Origin of the sequence: Pseudorhodobacter turbinis, assembly GCF_005234135.1 — a bacterium.
In the GTDB taxonomy this organism is placed as follows: Bacteria; Pseudomonadota; Alphaproteobacteria; order Rhodobacterales; family Rhodobacteraceae; genus Pseudorhodobacter; species Pseudorhodobacter turbinis.
Genome location: NZ_CP039964.1, coordinates 2,285,189 through 2,298,330 on the forward strand (window position 1 = coordinate 2,285,189; position 13,142 = coordinate 2,298,330).

Consider the following 13,142-nt stretch of genomic DNA (forward strand, 5'->3'; position numbering starts at 1 on the left):
GTGGGATGGGCATTGCCCCATGACCGTCCTCATTCTCCTCGCGTTCATCCTCGTGGCCTTTGCCTATATCGGCTTTGCCATTGTCCCTTTCGTCACCCGCCCTGCGATGCTTTTCGACAAAGGGCCGACACATGCGCGGATCATGGGGCTGTTGCTTTGTGGGGCCTCGGCGGTTCTGGTGTTTTTCGTGTTCAACCCTGATGAGATGGCAGGGTTGAAGCCGCGGTTCTGGGAGGCGGCGGGCTTGGCGGGGTTCTCGGCGATATTCTGGGTGCCGTGGTACCTCTATGCTTTTGGCCGTGCTGCTGCCAAGGCCAATGCCCTGAGGGACAGCAAATGAAACGTCTGATCGAAAAGGGTTTGATGTTCGGCAATCTGGTAGAGGTATCCTCTCCGGCGTTGATTGACCGTTATAACCGCGCGTTGGCGCATTTGACGGGCAAGCGCACGGAGTTGACCGATTTCCACATCGACATTTCCGGCTTTAGCCCCGAGGTGGGCGAGGAGCTGGGCGATGAGCGCTATCTCAACCCCAATGGCTGTAACCGGCAGTTCATTTTGCTGACCACGGCGCAGAAATCGGCACCTTTGCTGAATGTGACGTTCTCCACCTCTCGGGGGATTTTGCGGCAATTTATCGAGGCGAATGAGGCGCAGCTGTTTGCCCTGACGGCGCGTGATGCGGTGGCGGGGGAATTGGCGAACAGCGTGTTCGAGGTTTCCAGCCCCACGCGGCTTTTGGATATTCGCCAGATCACGATCGAGGCGGATACGATCGGCGGCCATGTGGCGGATGCGGCCAAGCTGGCGCAAAAGATCGAACGCTTTCGCCAAGAGCCTGCGGGCTGGCGTGATGATGTGTTGATCGCCGAAATGATCGGCATGGCGAAAAAGACCGGCGATGTGACGCGGGTGCCGATTGCGCTGCCCAAGATGACATTCGAGCAGGCGAATTTCTGGACCTCGCATTTTGGCGGGCTTTATGTGTTTCGGGATGTGAAACTGCCTGCGGTGATCTCGGTTATGCCGCAAAGCGGGCTGGAGGGGCTGGTGATGGACCTCTCATCGCGCAACCGCATTGCCGATTGGCTGGAACGTTGCGGGCTGGTGGAACCTATCGTCAAGGCGCGCGCGATGGACAGCGCGGCGGTGCTGCGCCAGAAGATGGATTTCATTCTGGTCGATGCGGCGGATGCGCTGAACCTTGATCTGGGCCTTGCGACGCGCAACGACCTGCGCAAGATCGCCCGTCAGCTTGGCGCGGCCTTGCCCGAAGAGTTTCAGGGCCTGTCGCGGCTGTTGGCTTGGGTGGAGGGCGGCGGGGATTGGCCGCGCATCACGTCCGAACATCCGGCCTATTTCTATACCCTGCGTGCGCGTGCCCATGCGGACCGCGATCTGGTGAATATGCTTTTGTCGCAGCTTGCACCTTTGGATGTGCGGCAAATGTTCATCACCCATAAAGAGTTGTTCTATAGCAGCTATGCCTCTTGGTCGGACCGCAAGCGCGGTTATGTCGCGGATTTTCTGGAGCGGGAGTATATGGTGGATAAAGCCGGTGCCCGCAGGGCGCTTTTCGGGGCAGAGCCGGCGATGGATGAGGCAGAGCGCGCCGCGCCCAAAGCCAAGTCCCGCAGAACGCATTTGGCGGGGCCTTGGGGCCCGGCCCGCAAAGGGAGACGATGATGGGGTTTTTCCGGCTGGCCTTCTTTGGCTATATCGCCCTTACGGTGTTGTATTTTCTGGTCAGCATCTATTCCAGATCCACCCAGCGCGAAGAACTGGAAAAAGAATGGGACGCAGAAGAGGGCCCCGGCGACCGCGATGCCTATATCGCGGCGGGCATGGCCGAATATGACAAGGGTTTGCGCAAAAAACTGATCTGGCTCGTCTATGTCCTTCCGACGCTGGCCGTGATAGCGGCCATTTACCTGTTGAATTTCGCCTGAAAGGGACCCGCCAATGCGCTATGTAAAATGGACATTCCTTGCAACCATCGCGTTGCTGTTGTTCTCATTTTTCCACTACACCTTGCCGCAAACGGATATTGCGAGGGTGGTTGGCACGGAAAACCGCCGCATTGATTTCGGTGAGAATTCCTTCTTTTGGGCCAGCCCCGATGTGGGCAATGCGGTCGATAAAAACCGTGATGTGTTTTTCATCCAGACGTATCGCAATAACGGCAAGCCGATGGTTTACCGCAATGAGGATACCGGCTGGGGCTGGCCGCCCTATTTCAAGCTGGACGGTTCCAACCTGCAAACCGAGGCGCAGAATATGATCTCCAGCGCCGATAATCCGCGTTGGGTGGCGGTCACGCATTACGGCTGGCGCAATGAATTCATGAGCATCTTTCCCAACGCCATCAGTATGCGCGCGGTTGAGGGGCCGGACGTCAAGCTATTCCCATGGTTTAACGTGATTTTCTTTGTGGTTCTGGCGGGCGTTCTGCTTTTGCTATGGCGGATGTGGGCACAATTCCGCGAGCGCACGATTGACCCCACGCTGGAAAGTATCGGCGACACTTTTGATGAGGTGGACGCCCGCGCCGACGGCCTTTGGGCGCGTTTCAGGGCTTGGCTGGCAAGCTGGACGGGCAAGCCCCGCTGGTAAGAACGGCCCACCGATAAGACCGATAAGAATGAATGAGGTAAGGCCGCGCGATGGGCGAGTTTGAGCTACTGATAACCCTTGCTGCAATCGGGGTGCTGCTAAGCGTTGTGCTTGTGCCCTATCTTTTCATTTCCCATCTGGGTTTGAAGGCGCGGTTCAAAAAGCTGGAACGTTTGGTCGAGCAATTGCAGGCCAATCGCCCCGCGCCCGAGGGCCTGCCCCAACCAGCCGTCGAGATGCCCGTGCAGGCCGAGGTTGCGCGGCCAGACCCCACACCATCCGAAGAGGTGCAGCCCGCGCCCCATGTTTTCGATCCTGGCCTGTTTGATGGCCTTGCCGTTTGGCTGCGCGAAAACTGGGTGCTGGCGATTGCCGCAGCGTCACTGGCGCTGGCTGGCTTGTTTATGGTGCAATACGGCGTCGAGAACGGGCTTTTGACGCCGTTTTGGCGGGTTATGGGCGCGCTGGGCTTTGGCGCGGCCCTGATCGCGGGGGGCGAGTTTATTCGCCGCAGGGCCGGCGATGAGGATGCGGACGGTGATGCCACCGGCGCCACACGGTTCTTGCCCTCAACCCTGTCAGGCGCGGGGATCATCGTGCTTTATGTCGGGGTGTTTTCCGCCCGCGCGCTGTACGGTTTGATAGAGCCGGTCACGACCCTGCTGGGGTTGGCAGGGGTATCGGTTGTGGCCCTCGTTTTGGGCTGGTTTTACGGGCCGGTTCTGGCGGCAGTTGGCATTTTTGGGGCAACGCTTGCCCCCTTTATGACGGGCAGCAGCTCTGATAGCTCTTGGATGGTGCATTACTATTTGGCCATGGTTGCGATTGTGGCGCTGGGGATTGATACGATCAAGCGCTGGGCTTGGGTGTCGATCTTGGGGCTGGCGGTAACGCTGGGCGGTATGGCGGTGCTCTATGCCGCGCGGGGTGCCGATCTGCACTTTTTGGCGGGCGTTTTGATCACGACCTTTGCCGCCTTTGCGATACCGGAGCGTGGGATAACCCCGCGCCAATCGGGGGCGTCCATGCTGGAAATGCTGCGCAGCCGTGGCAAGATCTTACCCGCGTTTCCCACAAGGCTGACGTTTGGCGCAACGCTTGCGGCGGGTTTTGCGGCGCTTTGGGTGCAAGCAGATGCAGGCTCTGCCGATACAGTTTGGCTGGCGATCCTTGCGTTGGCGCTGTTGTTGGTTGCCACCACCATCTGGACCCGAGAGGCCCCGGCCCTTTACGATCACGCGCTTATCCCCGGCATGGCTTTCTTGGCTGTGATCGCGCTGGAGGGCATCTATTACGGCGCGCTGTTTCGCGGCTTTCATGCGACGGTCCTGCCGGTGGATGGTGGCCCCACATCCGGCCCCCCTGCAACCGTTTGGGTGCTGGCGGCGATAGGTGCTGCGGGAAGTTGCCTGATGTTTGCGCGGATGCAATGGGCCGTGGGGGCGCGCCCCGCTGCGGCAAGTTTCTGGGCCTTCGCTGCGGCGGTATTTGCCCCCGCAACGGTGTTGATGCTGGAGTTTCTTTGGACGCCCGCCTCGCTTTTGGGGCAATACCCTTGGGCGCTGGCCGCAATTGCGATGGCGGCCCTTATGGTGCTGTTTGCCGCACGCACGGCCCTAGGGGATGAGGGCGCACCGCTGCGCACGGGGTTGCTTTCTGTGGCGGCGCTGACGTTGATTACCTTGGCGTTTTTCCTTGTGCTGACCAAATCGGCGCTGACCGTGGCGCTGGCGGTTACGGTGCTTGGCACTGTCTTGCTGGACCGTCGCCATGCCCTGCCGCCCTTGTCGCTGTTTGTCCAGATTGCGGTGGCTATCATCACCTTCCGGCTGGTGATCTGGCCGGGGCTGGATTGGGCCGCGCATTGGGATTACGCGGAGCAGGCCTATTCTACCGCCTATCTTGAGGTCGCTTTTTCCTTTCTTGGCCCGCTTGCGCTTTTGGGCGTTGCGTGGTGGATCTCGCGCGGTCGGCGCCTTAAAACCGCGCTGGTGTTGGAAAGTGCGTGCTGGACAATCCTTGGCGTGTTTCTTGCGATCACCCTGCTACGCGCCGCCCCGAGAGAGGCGAGCGATAGCCATTGGGTGATGGGGCTGATGTCGACGATCTGGGTCGCTCTTACGTTGAACCAGCTCTACCGGATGCGGGGCGGCAACCGGTTTATGACGCTTTTGCGTGCGCTGGTTGCGGGGGCTTACGGGCTTGCGGCACTTGGCACGCTTGCGGTGCTGCTGACCTTCTCCAACCCGTTGCGGGCTTATGATGAAATTATCGCAGGCCCGCCGCTGTTTGACAGCCTTGCACTCGCATTCCTGCCGCTGGCGGCCGTTTTTGCGGTGGCGGCGTGGAAAATCACCCATTTTGGCCGCCGTCTGCGCATTGCGTTCACCCTTGCCGCCAGCCTGTGTGTGGCCGCCTACACGGGGATGGAGATCCGCCGCCTGTGGCGCGGGCGCGACCTGACGGTGCCGGGCTTTACGGATGCAGAGCTTTATAGCTACACGCTTGCCATGCTGATCGCGGCGGTGGCGCTTTTGATGTTCGCCTTTGCCAAACGATCGGTGCCGTTGCGCAAGGTTGCGATGGCGGGGGTTGCCCTGACGGTGGCCAAGGTGTTCTTGGTGGATATGTCGGGGCTTTCTGGCTTGATCCGGGTGTTTTCCTTTATGGGGCTGGGTCTGTCGCTGGTCGCGCTGACATGGCTGAACCGGAAAATGACGGCACAGTGGGATCGCAAACCTCCAAGCGAAAGTTAAGCGCTTCAATTGCCTGCTTTTTCGGTTTAAACATAACCGAAAGCGACAAAAAGGGGCTGATATGCAACGCTTCGACTATATCATCATCGGTGCAGGGGCTGCGGGCTGCGTGTTGGCGAACCGCTTGTCAGAGGATCCAGACACATCGGTGTTGCTGTTAGAGGCGGGGGGGCGTGATACCCACCCTTGGATGCATATTCCCGTGGGTTACCTTTATTGCATGGGCAATCCGCGCGCCGATTGGTGTTTTAAAACCGAGGTGGAGCCGGGCCTGAACAACCGCGCGCTCAACTATCCGCGCGGGCGGGTTTTGGGCGGCTGCACGGCGATCAACGGCATGATTTACATGCGCGGACAGGCGGCGGATTATGACGGCTGGCGGCAGATGGGCAATACCGGATGGAGCTGGGATGATGTTCTGCCCTACTTCCTGAAGTCCGAGGATAACGCGGTGGCTGAGGGGGATGAACACTCCGAAGGCGGGGAGTGGCGCGTTGAGGGGCAGCGGCTGCGTTGGGATATCCTTGATGCTTTCCAGGAGGCGGCCGATCAGGCGGGCATCCCCAAAACCGACGACTTCAACAAGGGCGACAATTTCGGTTGCGGCTATTTTCAGGTGAACCAACGCGGGGGGTGGCGTGTCAGCTCTGCCAAGGCGTTTTTGCGGCCTGCGTTGAAACGCCCCAATCTGACGGTGCAAACCCATGCGGTGGTGGAAAAATTATTGCTGGAAGGCCGTCAAGTCACCGGCGTGTCCTATCGCGAAAACGGCACCCCGCGTGAGGCGTTTAGCGGCAAAGAGGTGATCCTTTCGGCGGGGGCCATCGGCTCCCCCCATATCTTGATGCTTTCGGGGATCGGGCCTGCGCTGCATTTGGCCGAACATGACATCACGCCGCTGCATGATCTGCCGGGCGTCGGGCAAAACTTGCAAGACCATTTGCAAATTCGCACCGTGTACAAGGTGTCCAACACCAAAACCCTGAACCAGATTGCGGGCAACCTGTGGGGCAAGGCCAAGATTGCGGCGGAATATGCGTGGTCGCGTTCCGGCCCGATGTCGATGGCCCCAAGCCAGTTGGGCGCTTTCGCCTATTCCAGCCCCGACAAGGCCTCGCCCGATCTGGAATACCACGTCCAGCCGCTGTCCCTTGACAGTTTTGGTTCGGATCTGCACAAATTCCCCGCAATCACCGCGAGCGTGTGTAACCTGCGCCCTAGCAGCCGCGGCACGGTCACTTTGCGCAGCAAATCGGCCGCGGATGCCCCCTGCATCGCGCCGAACTATCTTTCAACGCCGGATGATCAGCAAACCGCGCTGAATGCCATCGCGGTGACACGCAAGATCATGGCCCAGCCCGCCTTTGCCCCTTTCGCACCAGAAGAGCATCTTCCCGGCGCGCAGGTGACAGAGCGTGAGGCACTGTTGAAATCCATCGGCGATATCGCGACCACGATCTTTCACCCGGTGGGTACCTGCAAGATGGGTGATGATCCGATGGCCGTTGTCGATGCGCAGCTTCGGGTGCACGGGCTTGCGGGCTTGCGGGTGGTTGATGCCTCAATCATGCCGACCATCGTATCGGGCAATACATCCAGCCCGACGGTGATGATTGCCGAAAAAGCGGCGGCGATGATTAAGGCAGGTTAGGGCGCGGTCAGCTGTTGGGTTTGGTTTCAATCGATACAAAGTCGGTCTTGATGCCCGCCTTTTCGGTGAGTTGAGTTTGCAAGGTATGCAACAGCTTGGCTGTGCGATCCAAGACGTCTTCGCATTGCGAGAGACAGCCACCGACGAAAGGTGCAAGCACATCTAACTTGCTGTTTAGGAGGGTAAGGTCCGCAACGTCGATTGAATGCGTGCCTGCAAGAAAAAGCAAGCTTTGCGGTAGACCGGCTTCATCCACGGCCGACTGGCGCGCGAATAGAAACTCGTCAAAGAGTTTTTCCAGATTATCATACCGCATCCAGATTTCCATGAAGCCTTCTTTTTGATCGGGGCGGAGCAACTCCATCACAAGCGCCAATTCCTCTGCTGAGGCATGATGCGAGCGGCGATTGATCGCGGGCGGGATCAGGCCTCCAAGGTAGTGGAGGTCTGAGGCGCCTTTGTTTTCAACACGGGATTTGGCATTTTTAATGCTCCATTTAATACTAGCAGCGCTATTGAAATTCTGAAAAAGTTTGATTTGAACGGCGGTGGCGACCCGTTTTGCTTTGGTCTTGGATTGCAGGTGAAAGGGCCAGTAGGCGGCAAGTAGGGTTATTCCGCCACCGACCAGAACGCCTTGCAGCGTTTCATTGGACCAGATTGAAAGCTCCCACCCAAAGAAGTTGACGATCGGGTTCAGGAGAATGCAGAAAACAACGCCTGCAAATATGCCCATTGCGAAAACACCGTTTGAGAAGTTTCTGAGCATCTGGTGTCCTGACTATGATGGTGTTCCTGAAGTGGAAACGGGTGATCAGTGCGCGTCGCGGCGGTGTCGCACCAAAAGCGGCACCGATAGCCCCAGCAGGACCAAGGCCAGCGGCATCGAAAAGAAAAACCCGACGTTATTATAACCAACCGCCCCGATCACCCCGCCCACCAGAAATGCCAGAACCAGCCCGAGCAGGGTTTTGAGCTTGCCCCTGTCGGCGGACACGCCGGTTTGTGGTGACAGCATGCCAAAGCTTGCGCGGCCCAGCTCTATCCCGATGTCGGTGACAAGGCCGGTGACATGGGTCGTACGGATCCGCGCGTCCGAGATTTTGGTGATTGTCGCGTTCTGCATTCCCATGGCAAAGCACAAGACAGCCAGGGCGAATGTCAGCCCTGCTGTGCTGGTCAGGTATCCCGCCCATGAAAAGCCGAATAGCAAGCATCCCTGAAGCGCCATCGGCAGGGCGAACTTCTGCCGCTGCCGTCTTAGCTTGGCCCAGTGGATCATTCCGGTGCTTGTGGCCGACCCCAGGATAAAGGCCGCGATGGCGCAAAGGCTGACCAGAATAACCTTGCCGTTCAGCACCGCGATATTATCGGCCAGCGTAGAGACATAGCCCGTCATATGAGAGGTATATTGCCCCAAGGCAAAGAAGCCCCCGGCGTTGGCCGCCCCCGCAATCGTGGCCAGCACCAACCCTAGCAGGAAGTCACCGTCGCGGGACCGCCGGATACCCAAAAGCGTGTTGAAAAGGGCCAGTCTTTTCGCCGCCCGCCGCCGCTGTTGCATCCCTATGCCCCCGTTTATGGTTGGGGCTTAATCGCCCCTGCTGTGTCGGATCGGGAAAATCCGGTTTGCCCCGAAGGCGTTTGGCCCTCGGGGCAAAGGCGCCTAGTCGCGCAGCAACTCGTTGATCGAGGTTTTGGAGCGTGTCTGCGCATCCACTTTCTTCACGATCACGGCACAGTAAAGGTTGACCCCGTTCTTCGACGGCATCGATCCCGCAACCACGACCGATCCCGCAGGCACCTCGCCATAGGTCACGGCGCCGGTTTCACGGTCAACGATCTTGGTCGACTGGCCGATAAAGACACCCATCCCCAGAACCGAACCTTCGCGGATGATGCAGCCCTCAACCACCTCGGAGCGCGCGCCGATAAAGCAGTTATCCTCGATGATTGTCGGGCCGGCCTGCATCGGCTCCAGCACGCCGCCGATGCCGACGCCGCCCGACAGATGCACATTCTTGCCGATCTGCGCGCATGAACCGACCGTGGCCCATGCGTCGACCATGGTGCCCTCATCGACATAGGCGCCGATGTTGACGAAAGAGGGCATCAAGACCACGCCCTTGGCGATATAGGCCGAGCGCCGCACGATGGCACCGGGAACCGAGCGGAAACCGGCGCTGCGCCAGTCGGCCTCGGTCCAGCCCTGAACCTTGGACGGTACCTTGTCCCACCAGTTGGTGCCGCCGTTGGCGCCGGAAATCTCGTACATATCCGTCAGCCGGAACGACAGCAGCACCGCCTTTTTCGCCCATTGGTTCACATGCCAGTCCGAGCCCCGCTTTTCGGCCACCCGCAGCGTACCGGAATCGAGGGCGTTCAGGGTTGCCTCGATCGCGTCGCGGGTTTCGCCTTTGGTGGCCGGGGTGATGCCGTCGCGGGCCTCCCATGCGGCTTCAATGGCGGTCTCTAGGGCTGCATTGCTCATGTCATATTCCTTTACGGTGGTCAGGCTTTGCCCGAAGCTATAGACGTTGATGCAAAGTCACGCAATTGCAGAGCAAGGACCATTGATGAAAGACGACAGCCGCAAGCACCCTTTTCGCGATAGCCAGCAAGATGTGAAGGCGGTTCGCGACATTCCCGATACGCCGCAAACCCGCGCGCCGGCCTACCGCCTTGCCTTTACCGATCATGAATTCATGTGCCGTGAGGAATTGCGCCCGGTGCGTTTGCAGCTTGAACTGCTCAAGCCACAGCTGGTGATGGATGAGCGTGGGATCGAATCCACGATTGTGCTGTTTGGCGGTGCCCGCATCCCTGAACCTGCCAAGAAAGACACCGCCCGCACCGAAACGCTGGCCGAGCTGACGAAATATTACGCCGAGGCACAGACCTTTGCACGCCTGATGACCGAGCGGTCTATGACAAGCTATGGTCGCCAGAATGTGATCGTAACCGGTGGCGGGCCGGGTGTGATGGAGGCCGGCAACCGTGGTGCCGCAGAGGCGGGCGGGCAAAGCATCGGCTTGAATATCGTGCTGCCGCATGAGCAGGCGCCGAATGAATATGTCACGCCGGACCTATGTTTCAACTTCCATTATTTCGCCATTCGCAAGATGCATTTCCTGATGCGTGCCGCTGCGATCTGCATCTTTCCCGGCGGCTTTGGCACTTTGGATGAGATGTTCGAAAGTCTGACCTTGATCCAGACCGGCCGGATGAACCGCATCCCCTTCTTGCTGTTTGGCAAGGAATTTTGGGAACGGATCATCAACTGGGACGCACTGGCCGAGGCGGGGACGATTTCCCCCGAAGACCTCCAGCTTTTCAAATTCGTTGAAACGGCTGAAGAAGCGGTTGCCGCAATCGACGCATGGGATACATCCCCCTGCGCCTAACCGGCCCCGATCAACATGCCCGCCCCCAAAACCAGCGCGCCGCCTAGCACCACTTGAAATGCGGCGCGCAGAAATGGGGTTTCCATATAGCGGTTCTGGATCCAGACAATCGCCCATAGTTCGACAAAGACCAAGGCAATCGCGATTGTCGTCGCTGTCCAAAAGTCAGAGATCAGATAGGGCAGGGCGTGGCCAAGCCCGCCCAGAGTGGTCATCACCCCGGCTGATATCCCGCGTTTCACTGGCGACCCGCGCCCCGAAAGCTGTCCGTCATCCGAGGCGGCCTCGGTAAAGCCCATCGAGATACCCGCCCCGATGGCCGCAGCCAAACCGACCAGCAAGGTGGTGTGGTTATCATGTGTGGCAAAGGCCACCGCGAAAATCGGCGCGAGGGTGGAAACAGACCCATCCATCAACCCCGCCAGCCCCGGCTGCACCCAAGTCAGCACAAACTGGCGATGGGCGTTGCGGTCTTCCTCGCTGCGGGCATCGGCGCCGAGGTGTTCATCTTCCAAGGCATGTGCCAGATCTTCATGCTGGGCCTCGGCTGCGGCCAGATCGCCCAAGAGCTTGCGCGTGGCGGCATCCGTGGTGCGGCTGGCGGCCTGTGTGTAGAAAGCTTGGGCGTCATGTTCCATCGCGGCGGCTTCGCCGCGGATTTTCTCTAGCCCGAGGTTTTCGGTCAACCACACCGGACGGCGGGCGTAAAATCCGGCCACATGTTCGCGCCGGATCAGCGGGATCACCTTGCCAAAACGCACGACATGCAGGTCAATCAGGCGCTGGCGGTGGCCGTCCTCTTCCTCGGCCATGCCATCAAACACGGCGGCAGAGGCGGCGTAGTCCTTGCGCAAAATTTCGGCATAGCTGCGGTAGATGCGGGCATCATCTTCTTCGGATGAAATCGCCAGTGCCAGAATTTCCTGCTCGTTCAGGTCGGAAAAGCGGCGGCGGCTGGAAAATCCCGGGATCATAGCTCTCTCCAATTTAGAATGGTTCTAATTAATGTGCGCTAGATAAAAAGGCAATCCCCCAAGGTTTCGCAGTCGCCTAAACCGCAAACCGTGCCGGGTTGAGCCGCAGGATAAGGTTCGGATCGGGGCAGATCTGCGACCAGACGTTCCACAGCCCCGCGTGACCGACACCAAAGAAGTTACCCTCATTCTGCTCCAACATTGATGTCATGATCTGGAAATGCAGATGCGGTGCCCAGCCGCCATTCTCATGCCAATCGCCAAGATGGGCAATCACTTGTCCTGCTGTTACCTTGTCCCCGACGGCAAGCAGCCCCGGCAGGCTGTCGCCCAGATGGCCATAAAGCGTGAAAAACGGTACTGGCCCATCATGCTCCACTATCAGGGTATGGCCGTAATCCAGCGGATCGGCGTTATAGGTCAGGTGCCGCACGGTGCCCGCAAGGGGCGCATGCACCGCCACGCCAGCAGGCGCAAAGACATCGATGCCGAGGTGGACGGTGCGGCGCTCATGGCTGGCGCTATCGGCGAATTGCTCGGCGGCATAAACGGTACGGTTTTCACCATAAAGCCCGATGCCGTAGGGCACGCCTTGGGCGGCAAACCAGATATCAAAAGCGGGGTCGGAAAAGGCGGGCATATCGGCACGCTGCCCGCCCGTGGGCAGGGGGATGCTGGGGCCTGTGTTGATTTCAGGCAGGAAAACGGGGGCAACATCGGCGGCGTTCAGATGGCTGATGATCGCGCTTGCACCCTCGACGGCCTCTTGGCCCGCGCCCGCCCGCAACACCGCCCGCAGCAGGGCTTGATCGACCGATGTCAGGCGGGCCGTGATCTGAGGTGTGCAATGGTCCAGCAGGTCTGCCAGCTCCAGCGGGCCACCTGATGCGGCAAGGTGTAGGGCGGCGTAAAGGTCGGGCTGGTCGATCAGTCGGGCGGCAAGGGCGAGATAATCGGGCATGGTCTAGTCCTTAGGCTCGGCCCAGCGGGCGGGGATGGGGGGATAGCGAACGCCCCTAAAGGGCGGAAAATCGGCATAGCGGGCTTGGCGTGTGGTCAAATCTTCGACCGGATCGGTGCGGGCTGCAAGCAGTTTCCCCTTGGGCGCGACGTAAGAGGAAATGATCCGCGCGGGGGCCTCGCGCCATGTCAGGTTGAAACCGGCGTTGATGGGGAAAAACCACATCTCATGATAGGGCAGGTGGTCATGCACCCACCACGCAAGATCGCGCCAGTCGCGGCCCCGGTTGTATTGATCGGCAAACCACGGCACCACCACGGACACGCAGGCCCCCATGCGCCCCGCCGTGTCGCGTCGGTCCCAGATATGGCCCGCGTAACTCGCCTCATTGCGCGCGCATTTCAGGTTGTGCGCATTGCCAAAGCCGTTGACGGCCGGGCTGCGGTAGGCCGATCGGACCGCGAGCGGGCCAAAGGTTTCCACCAACGGGTCCAGAAGCTGGGTGCAAAAGGCGGTGCCTGCGGCGATAAACAGGTCCACATCCGCGGGCAAGTTGGGAATGGCGTGGAAATTCCCGATCTCGGAATACAGAAAATCGCGGGCATAGAAATGCCGTGACAGCCGCGTGCGGCCCAGACGCTCCAATAAGGAAAACGACGTAATCTTGCGCATTATGACCCCTTTCCTTGTCTAAAACACTATGCGCCGTGCGATCTGGGTGCAATCGCATCTTGCCCCTTTCGCATCACCGCTTTATCCCTTTGACCAAAGCGACTTCCCGGA

Annotated in this window: 13 protein-coding genes; 7 read left to right on the top strand and 6 right to left on the bottom strand. The window is 59.5% G+C overall.

Annotation, left to right across the window (positions count from 1 at the left end):
• Positions 1 to 19 precede the first annotated feature (19 nt).
• The 6 genes from EOK75_RS10930 (at position 20) to EOK75_RS10955 (ending at position 7,020) form a co-directional block, all read left to right on the top strand.
• Positions 20 to 340 (top strand): hypothetical protein, encoded by a 321-nt coding sequence (locus tag EOK75_RS10930; protein ID WP_137193979.1) that lies wholly within the window; start codon positions 20 to 22, stop codon positions 338 to 340.
• Positions 337 to 1,686: a DUF6638 family protein gene (locus EOK75_RS10935; RefSeq protein ID WP_137193980.1), complete on the top strand. Its 1,350-nt coding sequence runs from the start codon at positions 337 to 339 to the stop codon at positions 1,684 to 1,686. Before EOK75_RS10930 ends, EOK75_RS10935 begins: the two co-directional genes overlap by 4 nt.
• Positions 1,683 to 1,949: a hypothetical protein gene (locus tag EOK75_RS10940; protein ID WP_137193981.1), complete on the top strand. Its 267-nt coding sequence runs from the start codon at positions 1,683 to 1,685 to the stop codon at positions 1,947 to 1,949. The genes EOK75_RS10935 and EOK75_RS10940 overlap by 4 nt, the downstream gene beginning before the upstream one ends.
• A gap of 13 nt (positions 1,950 to 1,962) precedes the next feature.
• Positions 1,963 to 2,613 carry a DUF1523 family protein gene (locus EOK75_RS10945; RefSeq protein WP_137193982.1) on the top strand — a complete coding sequence of 217 codons (651 nt, stop codon included), beginning with the start codon at positions 1,963 to 1,965 and terminating at the stop codon, positions 2,611 to 2,613.
• Positions 2,614 to 2,663: 50 nt separating this feature from the next.
• Positions 2,664 to 5,369, top strand: coding sequence for a DUF2339 domain-containing protein (locus EOK75_RS10950; protein WP_137193983.1), 2,706 nt, complete (start codon positions 2,664 to 2,666; stop codon positions 5,367 to 5,369).
• Between the two features lie 61 nt (positions 5,370 to 5,430).
• Positions 5,431 to 7,020, top strand: a complete 1,590-nt coding sequence (locus EOK75_RS10955; protein WP_137193984.1) for a GMC family oxidoreductase — start codon at positions 5,431 to 5,433, stop codon at positions 7,018 to 7,020.
• A 7-nt stretch (positions 7,021 to 7,027) separates the two neighbouring features.
• Here the strand turns inward: EOK75_RS10955 and EOK75_RS10960 are convergent, their stop codons facing one another.
• From EOK75_RS10960 to dapD, 3 genes are all read right to left on the bottom strand, one after another.
• Entirely contained in the window at positions 7,028 to 7,789 is a 762-nt protein-coding gene (locus tag EOK75_RS10960) for a hypothetical protein (protein WP_137193985.1), read from the bottom strand.
• 45 nt (positions 7,790 to 7,834) lie between these two features.
• Complete coding sequence (locus tag EOK75_RS10965) at positions 7,835 to 8,584, bottom strand: YoaK family protein (RefSeq protein ID WP_137193986.1); 750 nt, start codon at positions 8,582 to 8,584, stop codon at positions 7,835 to 7,837.
• A gap of 102 nt (positions 8,585 to 8,686) precedes the next feature.
• Positions 8,687 to 9,511 (bottom strand): 2,3,4,5-tetrahydropyridine-2,6-dicarboxylate N-succinyltransferase, encoded by an 825-nt coding sequence (dapD, locus tag EOK75_RS10970; protein WP_137193987.1) that lies wholly within the window; start codon positions 9,509 to 9,511, stop codon positions 8,687 to 8,689.
• A gap of 85 nt (positions 9,512 to 9,596) precedes the next feature.
• Between dapD and EOK75_RS10975 the strand changes: the two genes are divergently transcribed.
• Entirely contained in the window at positions 9,597 to 10,424 is an 828-nt protein-coding gene (locus EOK75_RS10975) for an LOG family protein (protein ID WP_137193988.1), read from the top strand.
• Here the strand turns inward: EOK75_RS10975 and mbfA are convergent.
• The 3 genes from mbfA to EOK75_RS10990 form a co-directional block, all read right to left on the bottom strand.
• On the bottom strand, positions 10,421 to 11,398 hold the full coding sequence (gene mbfA, locus EOK75_RS10980) for an iron exporter MbfA (RefSeq protein ID WP_137193989.1): 978 nt from the start codon (positions 11,396 to 11,398) through the stop codon (positions 10,421 to 10,423). The genes EOK75_RS10975 and mbfA overlap by 4 nt on opposite strands.
• A 76-nt stretch (positions 11,399 to 11,474) precedes the next feature.
• Positions 11,475 to 12,359, bottom strand: coding sequence for a peptidoglycan DD-metalloendopeptidase family protein (locus tag EOK75_RS10985; RefSeq protein WP_137193990.1), 885 nt, complete (start codon positions 12,357 to 12,359; stop codon positions 11,475 to 11,477).
• Positions 12,360 to 12,362: 3 nt separating this feature from the next.
• Entirely contained in the window at positions 12,363 to 13,031 is a 669-nt protein-coding gene (locus EOK75_RS10990; RefSeq protein WP_137193991.1) for a hypothetical protein, read from the bottom strand.
• Positions 13,032 to 13,142: the final 111 nt, after the last annotated feature.